Source organism: Secundilactobacillus paracollinoides (genome assembly GCF_001702155.1).
GTDB lineage: Bacteria > Bacillota > Bacilli > Lactobacillales > Lactobacillaceae > Secundilactobacillus > Secundilactobacillus paracollinoides.
Genome location: NZ_CP014912.1, coordinates 691,072 through 707,695, shown reverse-complemented (window position 1 = coordinate 707,695; position 16,624 = coordinate 691,072). Strand labels below are relative to the sequence as shown.

Annotated in this window: 16 protein-coding genes, 1 tRNA gene and 1 pseudogene; 11 read left to right on the top strand and 7 right to left on the bottom strand. The window is 48.1% G+C overall.

Translation table 11 applies throughout. From position 1 onward, the window contains the following. Positions 1-12: 12 nt before the first annotated feature. Positions 13-1,509, bottom strand: a complete 1,497-nt coding sequence (thrC, locus tag AYR61_RS02885) for a threonine synthase (protein WP_065901593.1) — start codon at positions 1,507-1,509, stop codon at positions 13-15. A 158-nt stretch (positions 1,510-1,667) separates the two neighbouring features. Between thrC and AYR61_RS02880 the strand changes: the two genes are divergently transcribed. Then, positions 1,668-1,994 (top strand): hypothetical protein, encoded by a 327-nt coding sequence (locus AYR61_RS02880; RefSeq protein WP_054712812.1) that lies wholly within the window; start codon positions 1,668-1,670, stop codon positions 1,992-1,994. Positions 1,995-2,037: 43 nt separating this feature from the next. Beyond that, positions 2,038-2,109: transfer RNA gene (locus AYR61_RS02875), tRNA-Arg, on the top strand. A gap of 810 nt (positions 2,110-2,919) precedes the next feature. Here AYR61_RS02875 and AYR61_RS02870 read toward each other — a convergent pair. From AYR61_RS02870 to AYR61_RS02860, 3 genes are read right to left on the bottom strand one after another with little or no spacing between them, the layout of a single operon-like run. Beyond that, positions 2,920-3,126, bottom strand: coding sequence for a Rossmann-fold NAD(P)-binding domain-containing protein (locus AYR61_RS02870; RefSeq protein WP_054711591.1), 207 nt, complete (start codon positions 3,124-3,126; stop codon positions 2,920-2,922). Between the two features lie 12 nt (positions 3,127-3,138). Continuing rightward, entirely contained in the window at positions 3,139-3,810 is a 672-nt protein-coding gene (locus AYR61_RS02865) for an SDR family NAD(P)-dependent oxidoreductase (RefSeq protein ID WP_054711593.1), read from the bottom strand. Between the two features lie 54 nt (positions 3,811-3,864). Beyond that, entirely contained in the window at positions 3,865-4,416 is a 552-nt protein-coding gene (locus AYR61_RS02860) for a TetR/AcrR family transcriptional regulator (protein WP_054711595.1), read from the bottom strand. Between the two features lie 192 nt (positions 4,417-4,608). Between AYR61_RS02860 and AYR61_RS02855 the strand changes: the two genes are divergently transcribed. The 9 genes and pseudogenes from AYR61_RS02855 (at position 4,609) to AYR61_RS02815 (ending at position 14,021) form a co-directional block, all read left to right on the top strand. Then, positions 4,609-5,433, top strand: a complete 825-nt coding sequence (locus tag AYR61_RS02855; protein WP_054711597.1) for an SDR family NAD(P)-dependent oxidoreductase — start codon at positions 4,609-4,611, stop codon at positions 5,431-5,433. Positions 5,434-5,552: 119 nt separating this feature from the next. Next, positions 5,553-6,038, top strand: a complete 486-nt coding sequence (locus AYR61_RS02850) for a nitroreductase family protein (protein ID WP_056987976.1) — start codon at positions 5,553-5,555, stop codon at positions 6,036-6,038. 308 nt (positions 6,039-6,346) lie between these two features. After that, positions 6,347-6,772: a GlcG/HbpS family heme-binding protein gene (locus tag AYR61_RS02845; RefSeq protein ID WP_054711599.1), complete on the top strand. Its 426-nt coding sequence runs from the start codon at positions 6,347-6,349 to the stop codon at positions 6,770-6,772. A 301-nt stretch (positions 6,773-7,073) separates the two neighbouring features. Continuing rightward, the gene (locus AYR61_RS02840; protein WP_065901591.1) at positions 7,074-8,213 is read left to right on the top strand and encodes an RNA-guided endonuclease TnpB family protein; all 1,140 of its coding nucleotides are present in this window, start codon (positions 7,074-7,076) and stop codon (positions 8,211-8,213) included. Between the two features lie 208 nt (positions 8,214-8,421). Continuing rightward, positions 8,422-8,805, top strand: a complete 384-nt coding sequence (locus tag AYR61_RS02835) for a hypothetical protein (protein WP_065901589.1) — start codon at positions 8,422-8,424, stop codon at positions 8,803-8,805. A 326-nt stretch (positions 8,806-9,131) separates the two neighbouring features. Further along, positions 9,132-10,244 (top strand): GH25 family lysozyme, encoded by a 1,113-nt coding sequence (locus AYR61_RS02830; RefSeq protein WP_065901587.1) that lies wholly within the window; start codon positions 9,132-9,134, stop codon positions 10,242-10,244. Positions 10,245-10,608: 364 nt separating this feature from the next. Further along, positions 10,609-11,818 (top strand): annotated as a pseudogene (locus AYR61_RS02825) (MFS transporter). Next, the gene (nadC, locus tag AYR61_RS02820) at positions 11,802-12,632 is read left to right on the top strand and encodes a carboxylating nicotinate-nucleotide diphosphorylase (RefSeq protein ID WP_056987979.1); all 831 of its coding nucleotides are present in this window, start codon (positions 11,802-11,804) and stop codon (positions 12,630-12,632) included. The pseudogene AYR61_RS02825 and the gene nadC overlap by 17 nt, the downstream one beginning before the upstream one ends. A gap of 174 nt (positions 12,633-12,806) precedes the next feature. Next, positions 12,807-14,021 (top strand): acyltransferase, encoded by a 1,215-nt coding sequence (locus AYR61_RS02815; protein WP_225353288.1) that lies wholly within the window; start codon positions 12,807-12,809, stop codon positions 14,019-14,021. 202 nt (positions 14,022-14,223) lie between these two features. Here AYR61_RS02815 and AYR61_RS15460 read toward each other — a convergent pair whose 3' ends face one another. The 3 genes from AYR61_RS15460 to AYR61_RS15115 form a co-directional block, all read right to left on the bottom strand. Beyond that, positions 14,224-14,841, bottom strand: coding sequence for a sensor histidine kinase (locus AYR61_RS15460; protein WP_263850104.1), 618 nt, complete (start codon positions 14,839-14,841; stop codon positions 14,224-14,226). Then, positions 14,820-15,599: a hypothetical protein gene (locus AYR61_RS15455; RefSeq protein ID WP_225356508.1), complete on the bottom strand. Its 780-nt coding sequence runs from the start codon at positions 15,597-15,599 to the stop codon at positions 14,820-14,822. Before AYR61_RS15455 ends, AYR61_RS15460 begins: the two co-directional genes overlap by 22 nt. Positions 15,600-16,459: 860 nt before the next feature. Further along, complete coding sequence (locus AYR61_RS15115) at positions 16,460-16,618, bottom strand: hypothetical protein (RefSeq protein ID WP_156770451.1); 159 nt, start codon at positions 16,616-16,618, stop codon at positions 16,460-16,462. Positions 16,619-16,624 lie beyond the last annotated feature (6 nt).

Genomic DNA, 16,624 nt, shown 5'->3' with positions numbered 1-16,624 from the left:
TTCATAGTCTTTTTAGCGAATTTTGAGAATCTTTGAAATCGTTTCCTTCATCTCGTTAGCGTTCACGGACATCTTGTGGCGAACCGGTGCGTCAAATAATTTTTGAATGGCCGGTGGTAGTGGGACGTTAATGGTGTCCTTGAGTTGTGCGATGGCATCGAGGCCGTCAGTGGTTTCATCGTGGCCCTCAATCGCGCTTAAAACGGCGTTGGGGAACTTGTAGGGACTGGCGGTTGATACGATGACCATGGGCGTGTCATCACCCGTTGTTTCCCGGTATTGGTCAGCAACAGCCTTGGCCACAGCGGTGTGGGGGTCGATCGCAAAGCCCGTTTCTTTGAAGACGGAAGCGATGGCCTGAGCGTCGGCGTCACCGGTAGCTGAGCCGGCACTGAACGTTTCTTTGAGGAAGCTCAGAGTCTCCGACTTGATCTGGTAGTGACCAGCCGTTTCCAGTTCATGCATGTAGGCGCTCGTTTGGGTGGCGTCACTGCCAACGGCGCGGAAAATCAGGCGTTCCAGGTTGCTGGAGACCAGAATGTCCATCGATGGCGATGTCGTGGTGAAGAACGGCCGCACGCGGTCGTAGTAACCCGTGTCAAAGAAATCAGTGAGGACGTTATTTTGGTTGGAGGCGCAAATCAGGCGGTTGATCGGCAACCCTAATTCCTTGGCGTAGTAACCGGCCAAAATGTCACCGAAGTTCCCGGTTGGGACGCTGAAGTTGACGGTGTCGCCAGGTTGGATAGCGGCTTGTTTGATCAACTGGCCGTAAGCGTAGAAGTAGTAGGCGACCTGTGGGACGAGCCGGCCGATGTTGATCGAGTTGGCGGATGAGAATTGGTAGCCCTTGGCGGCGATTTCTTGCTTGAAGGCGTCGTCGTTGAAAATTTCTTTGACGTTGGTCTGAGCTTGGTCAAAGTTGCCGTCAATGGCGACGACGTGGGTGTTGGCGCCGGGTTGGGTGATCATCTGCTGTTTTTGAATAGCACTGACACCTTGTTTCGGATAGAAAACGATGATCTGGGTGTCAGCCACATCGGCGAAGCCTGCCATCGCAGCCTTTCCTGTGTCACCAGAAGTGGCAGTGAGGATGACGATCTGCTTATCAAAGTGCTGTTTCTTAGCAGCCGTGGTCATTAAATGTGGCAGAATGGAGAGGGCCAGGTCCTTAAACGCAATGGTTGGGCCGTGGAATAACTCTAGGTAAAAGTCCTTGCCGTGGTGACTGACAGGGGCAATCGCGTTGTCGTCAAACTTGTCATCGTAAGCTGCGTTGATGCAGGCCTTGAGCTCATCGTCGTTGAAATCGGTGAGAAAGGCGCTCAAAACCTTATACGCCACCTGTTGGTAGGTAAGATCCGGTAAGTCGTTTAAATTCAAATCAAGTTGTGGTTTTTCAGTTGGCACGTACAGCCCGCCATCAGGACTGAGACCTTGTAAAATGGCGGCTGAAGCGGTCAGGGCAGTATCTGCAGTGCCGCGTGTGCTCCGGTATAAGAGTGTCATCGTAGGGGTTCCTCCTTAGTAATCGACAATCATTAGTCCTAGTTTACCTTATTTGATTAGAAAATTCAGTGAGTTTCTCATTTTTGTGTTTTAACGCCTGTTCAATTTGAGGACTGTGGTAGACTATAGCGAAGAGAAAAATAGAAAAGAGGATTTTCATGGAAATCGAAGTACCAGAATCAATGGCTGAAGTCGAAAAAGAAGTTGCGAACCGTCAAGCCAAGGGTGAGACAGTAACGGCTGACGATGTGATCAAACAAGCAGTGAAGGACTCATTACAGGCCTACTTAGACTTTTCAGAGGAGGGCCACTACGACTCTGTCCGCTGGGACGGCGATGCGTTAGCGGTGACCGACGTCATGAAAAAGCCCCTCAAGACCGTAACGTCTCAAGGGGAGAGCTTTGTAGCTGACTTTCAGGCCAACCCAGGTGCGTTGTTCTTTTATTTGCAGGATGAAGCGATGAAGATCTCTGGGGTGCGGTAGACTTGTTTCTCCACCTGAATACTACTATCATAGTAGTTAAGGGGCGCCCTTAGTGTAATGGATAGCACATGAGATTTCGGTCCTCATGATCCGAGTTCGACTCTCGGGGGGCGCATATGTGTGAATAGCGGTTGTTTGACAGGCATTAAATGGTGCCTGTTTTTTAAATTTGTTAAGCTTGATAAAATCAACTTTAATCTATTGTTAATCAAGTTAGTTCTGTGCTCTGATATACTTCTTTTAGGCGTTATGCTGATACTCCGCGCGCGTTGGAATTTTAAAGCGTGGGGGTGTTAACATTGTTTGTTGTGCGGTTAGACCCAATCGTTATTTCGGGGGTCGAAATTGAAGCAGAGAGATACTAAAAGTTGGATTCCTGCCACCATTTCTAGACTGTATGGACTTTCAAAAAACGTCCAGGTGTTAGTTGTGCTGGTAGTGGGTGCTGTTGCCTTAGCACCCTATGTCACTGCAGTTCTGGTTGCTTACTTTTATTGTCATTAAGACAATAAAAAAACCGTATGCCGGACGCAACGGTTTTTAAGTAAGTAACTTTGTTATGAATTTTTAAACCAATGCACCGGGGTGTTAACCATGGCGCTAAGGGACGGGGATCGTACTCCCTGTCCCTTTTGTTTATAAGTTTATTTTATCGTATTTGAAGTTACTTGTAAAATACTTACAGAGATTATTTTGTACATATAAATTCTGGATTTAAGAAATGCGTGACTACTGGAGTGGCTAACTGAATCGTGAGCGTTGAAAACGAAACAAGATTAACATGCAGGTGCCTAATAGTTTAGCTTTCAGTTGAAAATATTGACAGCAAATTCTGATTGAATGAACAAACGTTGAAGGTTAGTTATTATTTCCTAGAATTACCCGGATTTAAAATCAAAGTGCAACAAGTTAGAATTTTTGTCGATTACTCATCTAGCCCTTCAAGATACTGCCACAACTCATCTTCACGCGTTTCATCATAGGATTCATCAGAAGACGGAATCGATTTATTGCCATCCCAATACTCGCCGGATTTAATCGGTTGGTTCATGTACACGTTGGCTAGATTCTTGCTAGAGATCGTCACCGACCGCACGAAATTTGGAAAGACATACCGAAGTAATGACAGCACATTGTTGAAGGCTCATTTGGCAGCTGGCGCATAATTGCGGGCTAACCCGGAATCCTTGCCTGGCATCAGACCAGGATTGAAGCTGATATACGTATGTTTCGGGTCGTGCTTGACTAGAGCATGCACTAAATAAATAACCGCTAACTTACTGGTCGTATAGCGAATCTGCCCTAAGTTGGTGTCGCTGGAATGTTTCATCTCAGCACTTGATTTTGGTTCGTCCGCCAAGGTTGCCGGTGCCAGATATTGTGGATTTGGCATACCGGTAAATTTGTGCCGATCGTGGGTGTCGGAACTGACTAAGATGACCTTAGCATCGCTTGATAGCAGGGGCTGCATGCTGGTCACTAATCGGTACTGGCCGATCACATTGGTGGCAAAGGTGGCTTCAACGCCCTGCTTGTTGGTGGTTGGTTTCGTGAATTGTGCACCGGCGTTGGCGATGATGCCGCTGATCAGCACGTTTTGTTTCTTGACGTTTTCTGTGAATTGCTTGATTGAGTCAGGATCACTAACGTCCAGTGCCATTGGGGTCATGTTTGTAAAGGCATTGGCCACCTTTTGGGCACTGGCTAATTTTCGAGAAGTGATAATGAATGACTCTTCGGGACGCTGGGAAGCTAATAACCGGGTAGTTGCCAGCCCTAAACCGCTTGTGGCACCGGTAATAATTGTAGTTGACATGATTTTTTTCTTTTTGAAACTGATTGGTATCGAAATTAGGTAAATAAAAGGTGGCTACTGATAGGCGGCCAACAGTTGATGAAGTCCTTGTTTTAACGTAGTGGGCGTATTCTCAATGGATTCCATTAAAAAGACGCCAATTGCATAGTGAATGAGCAGATCCGCCAGTTGGGCGGCTTCGATTTTGAGTTCAAAGTGACTGAGCACTGCGGCGAGCGCGTCAGTTTGCGGAATACCGTGTTCTTGGAAATAGGTGGCGGCAATTTTCTCATTACCGTTTAGTGTTTGAAATAGCGTGCTGAGCATCACCCGAGCCGTTTTATTGTTGTATTGGGCGATAAAGCGATCCGCGATGATGGTCGCTGTCTCGTTCAGGTCGGTGAGTGGCAAATCAGACAAGTCCATTGATTTAACAGCCACCAGAGCCGCGACGACAATGTCGTCCTTACTGTGGTAGCGCCGATAAATGGTTGATTTAGCAATCCCGGCCTGTTTCGCAATCAAATCGATCGTGATATTGTCGGGCGTGTGGGTCTGCAGCAGTTCCTGCGTTGCGCTGATCGTGCGCGTTTCAATATTGGCATCACGTGGTCTTCCTGGCATCATCGCATCACTCCCTTGATTTAATATCGAAACTGTGCAGTATCGATATTCGAAAGTCAACTAGAAAGAGTCGTAAGGTCTAAAAATAAAATACCAAACGAGATTGTGTACTATCGAGCAAAGAGCACCTCACTTTTAGCTAAAAGGGGTATATTAGAGGGTAAATGACAACTGTTCAAGAAGGAGTTATCGATCATGGCTGGAAAAACGGTATTTATCACTGGCGCATCAAGCGGAATGGGCTTTGCTGCCGCTAAGTTGTTTGCCGAACGAGGCTGGCAAGTCTATGCTGGCGCGCGACGAACGGAAAAGATTCCTGCTGGCAATAATATTCATGCGCTGCATTTGGATGTGACAAATAGAGAGTCTCGGAACGCATTTGTCGACGAGGCGCTTGAAGTTGCTGGCACTGTTGATGTGTTGATCAACAATGCTGGTTACGGGGAGTTTGGACCGCTTGAAGAGGTCAGCGAGGAAAACGCGCGTAAGCAGCTCGAGACGAATCTTTTAGGTGCTTCGGAGCTCACAAAGCTTGTGTTACCAACGATGCGGTTCCAACGCAGTGGCCGAATCATTAATATTTCGTCCATTGGCGGTGAAATGTACTCCCCACTGGGCGGTTGGTACTATGTCACCAAGCACGCGCTAAACGTTTGGTCTGATACGCTAGATACAGAAGTGCGTCAGTTTGGTATCCGGTCCATTATTGTTGAACCGGGTGGGACTGCTTCATCGTGGACCGAGATTGCGATGGCAAACGCCGAGAAAAATCTCAAACCGGATTCCCCTTACCTGAAACTGACCAATGGTACTAAGGCCTTGTTAAAACGGTTGGGCGGTCAATCGAGTGCTACTTCGGAAGACTTGGCTGAAGTCTTTTATTCGGCAGCGACGGATGTGAAGCCAAAGTACCGGTACTACCACTCACTTGGTGACAATTTTGTGGGGCATTTTGCGCGGGTTCATCAACACCTGTTCAAACACGTGATGAACTTTGCGGTCGACCGACTGATTAAATAGTATTTTCTGAAACAACAATACGATGTTTTTGTAACCGGTTACGAAAAATGACTTATACTTGAACTGTGGTTCAAACGTATAGGCCATTTTTAATTTTAAAGAAAAGAGTTGTTTAACTAATGACAGATTCAGTATTAGCACGCCATGCAGTTCGAAGTTTTAAACAGGACAAGCTCACCAGTGAAGAGGTTGATCAATTAATTTCGGCCTTTCAAGCTGCTCCGTGCGGTATGGGTCAAGCAGACGTTACCCAGGCAGTCGTGATAGAGAGCGACGACATGCTGCAACGGTTTGAAAAGTCAGTCAACGACGCGGCGTATGGCGCACCGTTACTGTTCGTGATCGCCACCAAGGCTGACAGCCAATTTGGCGAACGAAACGCATCAGTTGCCGCTGAAAACGTGATGGTGGAGGCCACTCGCTTAGGCTTGGGGTCGGTGTACGTGATGAGTGCGGCAATGGCGCTGCAAAAGGATCCAGATCTGATTGCGGACCTAGGCATCGACGACGGCTATACGCCACAGGTCGTGGTGCCGGTGGGGCATGCGACGGAAGAGATTGCCGCTAATGACCGGAGTGATCGGTATAAGGTGATGAGGAGATAGAGCGCGGAACAAGGCGTTTAGAGGGCGGAGTGTAAGCAACTCTGCCTTGTGGAGCGCGTTTCCACTATAGAAGGGGAAAAGCACGAAGCCAGAAGCACTCAGAGGCAGAAAAGATCCTGACTTTTTCGACCAGAGTCCGTTACACAGCCGTTGCCTTATGGAAAGCATGTCAAAAAACGTTAAAAACAACAATAGCGCTAACCCATCAAAGCGGTTAGCGCTATTCTTTAATCACAAAAAAACGAAATGTTTGTTTTAAAACCGATTCTGTCAGAAAATAGGGCCACCAAACAACTAGGAGGCCCAACATGGCAAATTATTTACAAGCAAAACAGGATATTACGCTCGCGTTAGCGCAACAGTTAGTTTCTGATGGCGTCGACGCAGCCAATCAGGCACACGTTAAAGTCTCAATTGCGGTCCTCGACCTTAGCGGCAATCTCAAGACATTTGCCCAAATGGATAACGCCGCACCAGTTTCCGTTCAGGTTGCCATTGGCAAGGCAATTTCAGCCATTCAGCTCCAGGACGAATCTGGTGTGTTCGAGCAATTTGTGAACAGTGGTCAACCAGCGATGATGACAACACCAGGCGTTTTACCATTGCAGGGTGGGGTGCCGATTAGGGCTGATAGTAACGTCATCGGTGCTGTTGGTGTCAGCGGCTCGACTGGGGATGGCGACTTAGCGTTGGCACGTGAGATTGTTGCTGTGGCTGAAAAACTATTAGGATAGCGTGACCAAAGTTGGATATCCTGAAAATGCGAAGACATGACATTTTTAAACGATGAAGCGGGTTATGTATCGAGTTTCAGTGTTTTCACTAATGTTTCATTTATGTTAACAGTTGAGAAATCTCGGTATTTTAATGCCGAGATGAATCAACTTTTTGACCAGTCAAAAAGTTAGCCCGTTAAAATATAACATGAAATAATTAAAAAAATTTAATCCCTTCTTTCCCTGAATCGGTACAAATATCTTATTGTTATGTTAGATTAATCATGATATATTAAACCGATAGAAAGAAGGGAAGTTAATGGTGTTAAAGGGATTCAAGCTGCGACTCTATCCAAATGAAGCACAACAATTAGCCATCAACCAAAATTTTGGCTTCAATCGGTTTATTTGGAATCAAATGCTTGGTATGCTGATCAAGCGTTATGAGAATAGTCCGGAAACTAAACTGCTTTCAGCGTTTGACTTGAATAATCTCTTACCGACTTTGAAGCAAGAATATCCGTGGCTTAAACAGGCCGAGAGCACGAGTTTACAATGTACTAACGCTGATCTCATTGGTGCTTACAAGAAATTCTTCAAAGGGCATGCGGGCTTTCCGCGATTTAAGTCGCGGAAATATCCTAAACAAAGCTATCAGTGCAAGATGGGCATCAAGTTTACGGATCGAACCCACTTGAAACTGTCAAAAATCGGCGTGGTTCGTTTTCGCGGTGGTCAGCAGGCGCTGGGTAAAGTTAAAAGTGTGGCGATTCGCTTGACCGCTACTGGTAAATACTTCGCTAGTGTGCTGATCGATACGGATATCACAAAACTGCCCAAAACTGGTCTGAGCGTTGGTATCGATTTGGGCGTGAGTGACTTAATGATTACCAGTACCGGCGTTAAATACCCAACGATCCGTTTCGATAAGCGGCTGGCAAAAAAGAAACATTATTGGGAAAAACGATTGGCACGACGCCGGCTTCAAGCTAAGCAAGAAATAGCGTGCGATCATCATAATCACGTCCCGGAACCTCGTGAGCTGGCTGACTTCAAGAACTATGTGAAAGCTAGACGCATGGTCGCCCAGTACAACGAAAAAATTGCCAATCAGCGCTACGATTACCTAAGTAAGCTGACGAAAGCATTAGTCGAGCAGTTTGATGTGGTCAAAATGGAAGATTTGAAAACCAAGAATCTTCTTAAAAATCATAAACTGGCCCGGGCCATCGCTAATCAAGCTTGGCGAGAAATTCGGCGTCAACTAACGTACAAATGTGCCTTTTACGGCAAACAGTTGGTCACTGTAAGTCCGTACAAAACGTCACAGCTATGTTCAAGCTGTGGCTTCGATGATGGTAAACATCCCTTGGAGATCCGCAGTTGGACCTGCCCTGATTGTCACACTCAACATGATCGAGATATCAATGCAGCCAGGAATATTCTTCAAGGGTCGTAAAACAGACTGAATTGGGCTGGAACGGTCCTTGGTAAAAAGCCGTGACCGCTGCACGATGCTCTTTGAGTAACGTGTAAGTCGGCGGTGTTCCCAGAAGCTCGGTTATTTATAGCCGAGTAGTTCACTTGTTAAAACGTCTTGGTATACTTGAGATAGGCGTCGTGCTGATACCCTGCGTGTTGGAATTTAAAGCGTTAGGGGTGTTAACATGATCTATAAACGGTTAGACCCGATCGTTATTTCGGGGGGGGCGAAATTGAAGCAAGAGCGTGGCAGAAAGCGGCTAGAAGGTGGAGCACAAGAGGACTCTGACGGAAATTCCTGGTCTTGGGAATTTATGTCAGAGTCCTCTTGTGTGCAACCTTCTGCTTTCTGGAGCGCGTTTCGGCATGGTGGCCTAAAAGAGCTATCAATAATCGACCTCTATTGGAAATTGAAGCAAAGAGACACTAATGGATGGATTACTACCACCATTTCTAAATTACATGGACTATCTGAAAAGGTTCAGATTTTAGTTGTGCTGGTAGTGTGTGCTGTTGCATTGGCACCGTATATCGTCACGGTTCTTGTTGCTTACCTGTATTGTCGTTGAGACAATAAAAACCGTTGCCTGGACGCAACGGTTTTTAAGGAAGTAACAAGTTTGTTATCGAACTATTAACCAGCGCGTCGGGGTGTTAACCATGACGCTTAAGGTGGGGATTGCAGTCCCCACTTCACCGGCTATGCTTCAAATCTATCGTATTTCAATTTAAATGTAAACGAAAAAGGCTTCACGAAATCCGCATCCAATATCACGCTTAACAGTCAAAACTGGCATAGTCTGGAATCCCAAAACATCGCGGTTTCTTCACTATCAAAATGATGTTAAAAGGTGGTACACTAGCTACAGATTAGAAAAGGGAATGGGGAAATTTTATGCGTAAATTACAGCATTCAAAATTATTATTGCTGGGTGCCGTCATTGCCGGAGTGTTGGGGACGACGTCGGTTGTGACTGCTCATGCGTCACTGACGCCTTCGAGTTCGCAACCGAACACCGACATGGTGGATCTGTCGAGCTGGCAATCTAATTTGACCAGCAGCGACTATCAGAACCTGGCGCAAGCGGGCGTCAAAGCAGTCGCTATCAAGGCATCTGAAGGGACAAGCTATACGAGTCCTGTTTTAGCATCACAAACGTCTGATGCGCAGGGCGCTGGTTTAGCCGTTAACTACTACCACTTTGCCCACTTTACGACGGTTGCTGAGGCGCAGGCTGAAGCCCAGAACTTCATCAATTCTGTTCAAGCAGTGACCAACTCGAAGAACATGGTCATGGTTGTGGATTTTGAAGACAGTGCGTTTTCTGGATTATCAAAGTCGACCAACGATGCTAATTTAGCAGCGTTTGATGCTGTTTTGAACCAAGCTGGGTACAACAAGACAGATTTGTATACCATGGCAAGCTGGGTCGGTAAAGTTATCGACACAAATGACAGCAACAAGGGGTGGTTGGCACAGTGGCCAGCAAACCCAAGCGGTTCCGCATACCCATCGGCCAACGCTTGGCAGTGGACCAGCGACTACCGGTTTAACGGTGAAAATCAAGACTTAGATGTGAGTCAGTTAAATAACAGCTATTATTTGGATGGCGCTACAAGCACACCAACAACCAGTACCACTACGGATAGTTCGTCCTCAACCAAGGCGAGCCAGCCAACGACGACGCTGGTTAAGGTGCCGGCACCATCAACGTCGTCTTATTCGGCATCCCGGTCGAACTCAGTCAAGTTAGTATGGCGCGCATCAATGAAGAAGCACGCTTACCACACCACGGCTGGTGCGCGGTACTCAAAACATTTGGGTATCCGTTACGACTACAATAAGAACCTGCCAAATGTGACCTGGTACACCAACCAGCACGAAAAGTTGTACCGTAAGTCAAAGGGTGATTACATTATCTACTATCACGTGAACACTGCGGATGGCAAGCACGGCGGCTGGATCTGGCGTGGTTATCTTAAGGCTGGGGTTAATCCAGCGAAGTAGAGCGCGGAACAAGGCGGTTAAGGGGCAGAATGTAACGGACTCTGGCAGAAAATCCCGGGTCTGGATTTTTTGCCAGAGTCCGTTACATGGCCGCCCCTTGCCTTGTGGAGCGCGTTTAGTCTCGAGGACAGTAGAAAGCTACTCAAAAAAACCAAATTTAAAAATAAACGCAAACGAAAGTGTCGTTAACCCAATCGCTAACGACGCTTTTTTTGCGTCTACTAAACCCCCAACAACCAAAAAAGAGAAAAATCACACATCCCGAATGAGGTGTCTTGACACCCACCCCATTATCCTGTATGGTTAGCACCAATAATAAAAGTTAAAACGACTTTTATAAACAACTGTCATGGAGGATAAGAAAATGCAGAAACAACAAACAAATCACCTGCTGCTGATCGTGGGCACAGCGTGGTTGTTTGACGCCATGGATGTGGCGTTGTTATCGTTTATCATGCCTTTGATCAAGGGGGAATGGCAACTCAGCGAATCGACACTGGGCGGCATTTCGGCCATTACGTCAATCGGGATGATCTTTGGTGCCGTCTTTGCGGGGCGGTTAGCGGATATGATTGGTCGAAAGCACGTGCTGATGGGGACGCTTGTTTTATTTTCACTTGGGAACCTTGCACTTATTTTTGCGCCCAACATCGCGGTGTTTATGGTGATTCGGTTCACAACCGGTATCGGACTGGGCGGTGAGCTGCCCGTTGCTGGCGGATAATTTTTCGGGTACGAAACGGTCGCAGATGTTGATTCTCGGTGATAGTTTCTGGGCGTATGGCTGGATCATTGCCAGTCTGGTTGCATGGGGATTGATGCCGATCTTTGGTTGGCGCGTGGCTGCGCTGGTCACGGCTGTTGCGGGGGTGTACGCCTTTATTTTGCGACGGCATTTGCCCGAAGAAAAACCGCACGAGAAACAACGCCACGCTGCGTTCTCGGAGATTTGGCATTCCAGTTATCGCCGCCAGCTTGTAGTTTTGGCGGTGCTGTGGTTCATCGTGATGTTGACGTATTACGGCATGTTTATGTGGCTGCCAAGCGTGCTGACGATGCGCGGTTTTTCAATCGTGAACTCAATGGGATACACGCTGTTGATGTCCATTGCGCAGTTGCCAGGATACTATTTGGCGGCATACCTGATGAAACGCGTCGCCCGGAAAACGATATTGGCGGTGTATATCGGCGGAACGATCGTCGCCAGCCTGCTGTTTATTTCGGCGTCATCGGCTATGGTGATCCTGCTGGCCGGCGCCATGCTGTCCTTCTTTGACTTGGGTGCGTGGGGCACGTTGATTGCCATCACGCCAAGTCAGTTCCCGCAAGCTATTCGTGGTACAGGAATGGGGACGGCCCAATCGATTGGCCGCGTTGGGGCAGCAATCGGCCCGTATCTGGTCGGCTGGCTGCTGGATGGTCAGGCAAGTATTCAACTCATTTTCGGGATTTTCATTGGGCTCTTGCTCATCGCCCTGATTACGCTTGTGGCGGGGCTGCATGACCACTCCGTTGAAGATCTTGAAATCGCCAAACCTGTGAAGGGGGCGATGGTGCATGCCGCTCAACGTTAACGCGGTGTTGCCGTTACTTCGCGGCTTTATTCGTGAGGATCTCGGCACCGGTGATCTGACGGCATCACTGTTAGAAGGCCGACCAGCGACCGGTCGTTACAACCTTAAAACTGCTGGTACGGTGGCAGGACAGCAGCTACCTGGTCTGCTTTATCACCTGCTTGGCGACGACGCAGCCTACACACCAGAAGTGCAGGACGGCGAAACGGTTGCGGCGGGGACCGTCCTCGGCACTGCGACCGGTAACATGGCCACAATTCTGGCGGCCGAACGCTTAAGTTTGAATCTGATGCAGCGGATGAGCGGGATTGCGACGACAACGCGGACAGCTGTGCAAACCTTGGCTGATGACCATACCCAGATCCTGGATACACGAAAGACAGCACCAGGGTTACGAGTGTTTGATAAGTATGCAGTGCGTTGCGGCGGTGGCCTGAATCACCGAATGGGATTGTATGACCTGGCGATGCTCAAGGATAACCACTGGCACGCGGTCGGGAGCCTGACAGCGGCAGTTCAACAATTGCGGACTGTGCTTGGTCCCGCCAAGAAAATCGAAGTTGAAGTGGAGACTGATACGGAGCTGCAAGCGGCCATCGACGCTCAAGTGGATATCATCATGTTTGATAATCAACGGCCGGACGTTGTGAGGGCATGGCAGCCACGAGTGCCGGCCGAGATTCAAACGGAGATCTCTGGCGGTATCACACTTGAGACCTTGCCCGATTATGCGGGAACCGGCGCAGATTTTCTGTCCCTTGGGTTCCTTACGAATCGGGTCGTCAACCTCGATATCGGGTTTGATCTCGATTGAAAATTGGCCATTATTTCAGCAGAGAATCGGACATTTAATCGCCTGATTGGCAGAACCTATCAATATGTTAAGGTTGCGGAAAATAAATTCCGTTTTTAAGCTCGCCTTAAGCCATCACGGGCATGATAGTTAGCGTGAATTAAAAAATTAACGCTACTAATTGGAAGTGATGACTTGGCGACCAAGACTAAGCGCCCCTATCTGTATGAGGTGGATCTCATGCGGATCATTTTCATCTGCGGGGTCTTGTTAAACCACACGACGTCGACCTTTGAAGGCCGCATCGATAACGCTGCAGCTAGTCAGCTGTTTCTTGAAGCGACCCATTTGATGCTGCATTTTACACGAATGGGCTTTATGTTTATGACCGGGTTAGTGTTAACGTTGAACTACTATAACCGCAAACACGAGTGGTTGAAATTTGAACGAAAACGCTTCGTAAGTGCGGGAATTCCGTACTTGGCGTGGAACTTCATTGTGATGTTTCTGTCGATCGAAGTCGGCGTGAACTTTAGCATGGCTAATTTCAAGGCTGACTACATTGACGCCATCGTTCATGGCAATCAGTTTTACATGTACTATATTTTGATCGTGCTTCAGCTCTATCTTATTTTTCCACTGATTGTCTTGATGTTTAAGAAACTCGTCAATCACCACACCCTGATTATGAGTATTAGTTTTACAGTTCAAATGGCAATCTTGATCTTTATCAAGTATTTTCTGCCGCACATCGATGACAGTCACTGGTGGTGGTGGTTTAAGGCCTACGGTGAAAACGTGCTGACTTACCAATTTTACTTCCTGGCAGGGACGTATGCTTCGATTCACTACAAGGAGGTCAAGCGCTTCATCAACACCCACATTAAGCCAATCGCTTGGATAACGGGGATACTTTCCCTTGGGACGGTGGGGCTCTTCTTCTTTGACACCGACGTCCTTCACCTCTCCATGGGCGCCACCATGTCAGTTCATCAGCCGTACATGCTGGTTTATGATATATTCATGATTGCGTTCGTATTCTGGGTAGGGCTGCGATTTGCGTACTGGCGTCAACATGGTCTCTGGCCATGGATCGACCGCTGGGTCCACAATGTCGCAAAGGTTTCATTTGGCCTCTATCTCGTCCAAACCATTCCACTGGCAATGCTGGCGTTTATTCTGACAAAAATTTCGCTGCCGGCCTGGGCAATGGTGCTGTGTCTGCCCATTGGCTACGTCTTCGTGGTTGCAGTGGCATTCGGCATCTCCTGGTTCTGCTACAAGGTACCGCCGTTTGGCATTTTGATTGGGCGAAACAACCTGCACTTTAAGAAGCGGGTTGAAGCAACTCAGGAGAAGATCACCACCGTGGTTGAGGAGCAGAAATTGACGCCCGAGAATCGAAAATAACGGTTAGGTAGAGAAAAAGGGCTTAAGGGATTCACGCATAAGTCCCCATTGTCAATCAGCGTGTTTTCCAGTATACCCAGCCTAAACGCGAGACAAGCGGTCGTTTTTGACCATATAAGAGGCCCCAACTAAAACCCAAATTAGGATTTTAGTTGGGGCCTTTTTTCTGTGTGCAAAACCGTTTTTCTTCACTCTCCGGTCTTTAACGGAGTTGTGCCATTCTCTTTGTCGCAAATTGAACGGAGAAGACACTCCCTTGTGGGTCATTGTCATCCACAGTCACCTGAGCATCATTCAGCGCTGCGAGTTCAGCCACAATGGCGAGTCCCAATCCAGTTCCGGCAATCGTACCGCGGACGGTACTGCTGCGGTAGAACCGTTCAAAGATGTGGGGTTTGTCCTCAGCAGCGATTCCAGCGCCCTGATCACTGACTTGTATCAGAGTTTGATCGGTAGTTTGTTTTAACGTTAAGGTGATCGAGGTTTCAGGGGCGGCGTATTTGCTGGCGTTATTCAGTAAGTTTGTGATGATTTGCGTCACGCTGGTCTCGTTTGCGGTCAATTGCACGTCTGGGGCAATGTTGGCAATCAACCGTTGGGGCAACAGTGGCGCCGTGTTTTGGGCGAGCGTTGTTAACGAGGCACTCAGATCAAACGTTGTAAAATCCAGGACGGCGCGGTCGGCTCGGGTCAGCGCTAACAGTTCCTCGACTAAGGTTTCCATTTGATGAGATTCATCATCAATGTACTGTACCGATTTGGTAATCACTTCCGGGTGCGTTTTACCGCGGCGTTCAATCAACTGCGCGTGGCTGCGGATGGTCGCAATGGGCGTCCGTAGTTCGTGAGCGGCGTTTGATATGAACTTTTTTCCTTTTCAGTTTGCTCATGCTGGCGACTCAGCAAACTATTGAAACTCAACGCTAGGGTCGTCGTTTCAGTGGGCTTGTCAGGAACGGGCAGCTGCAACTTTTCACGCGAAGGGTTCTGAATGGCATTTTCGGCACTGTCGGTGAGGTTCGCTAGTGGTTCAGTGAGCCGCTTGGTGAAGAAACGAATGTAAAATGGGCTGATGATCAGGGTTGCCAACAGCACGAGACCAGCAACGAGAACGATCCGTCCCAAAAGCTCAAACTGGGCGTTCATGTTCGTCCACAGTTGGTAGTGGATCTTGTACGCGTCACCAGTGGCGTGGTAGAGAAATCCAAAGCCGGGCTCGTAATAGAGGTGGGTGAAGAAAGGAATCTTATGCGGATGACCATCCAGCAGGCTTTTTGCGCCGGGAGAATAGTAGTATCGAACGGCGGCATCACTGCGGTCGTTATGGACCCGCACGTAGCTCGTCGCTGTGTTTAACGTACTGTTGACCCGCCAATTTTCCCAGTCGTCATCACTGTCAATGTCCCGTTGCTTAAGGGAGTGGACGATATTGGTCGAGTTTACGCTGGTGTTGACCAATAATTGGTGACCCGTTGCCAGAACGGTCATACCACTGGAGAGCACGGTGATCACAATGAGCATGGCGAGAAAACTTCTTAAAATGATGGCGGCGCTGTTTTGCTTCAAGTGTAAGTTCATATCAATACCCTGTGTTGGTGAGAATCAAAGGAGCAACAAACCGCGTGACGAGAGCGATAACGGTGGTAGACACTCGCGTTTCGAGTGGCCCTAAGAAGATCCTGCTGACCGGACATGGTGGTCAGCAGGATGGAAACTGTTGAAAATTTAATGGTAGGTAGTAGTTCGTTGCATTCCGCAATTCGGCAGGCCGTCGTCGTGGCTCGCGACTGAGCTAACTCGATTTCTGCTGCGCAGCTCTCGAGTGGATCTCAGTCGTCTCGCACATCAGTAACCGACCAAAGTACGGTCGCTAACTGATGTCGACACCACGACAACCTGCCGAATTGCTCCATTCCACTGACGATGAGCATACTCTTTACCACTAGTTAAGCATCACATTAGCGTTAAACCGAGTTCGAAGAGAATCCGCCCTCGACCGCTAGTAATCTCATTGACAGCAATGCTTCTCACAATGTGCTAGTCACTGGTAACAATCAATCAACAGGCTTCATGACACACTTATGAAGTTTGGTATCTCTATGATGACAATTACCAGTATCGTAGCGTAGTGGAACCACTCGGCATTGCAGGCCGTGGTGTCGGTATTAGTTAGCGACCGTTCTTTGGTCGGTTACTAATACGGGAGACGTTGAAGAGATCCTTGAATTTCTAGTTTATATTGCGGAAACGTGTTCCGCAGGCCAACTCCCTACTGTGTAAGGTGACTTTGCTAGAAATTCAAGACCGGAATTTCCGGCAAAGTCACCTTACACTCCGAGAGTTACCCGGCCTGCTCCACACTCTGGCCTCAGCCTGCAGGGCCGAACGGCGGAACGAAGCGGCATGAAGCGGTATGAAGCGCACTCAACATTGTCTATCTACCGATAACGGCCCTCCGCCTGCATAATCGTAGAGAGCACCTTCAAATAGGTTTTCAGGTCATTGCGCGATTCTGGTTCGTGCAGTTCGGTTGTAATGTTTGCTGGTAGGGCGTGAAGATCGGGATAGGTATTTGTGAATTGACGGGTTTCTTTCATAGTCAA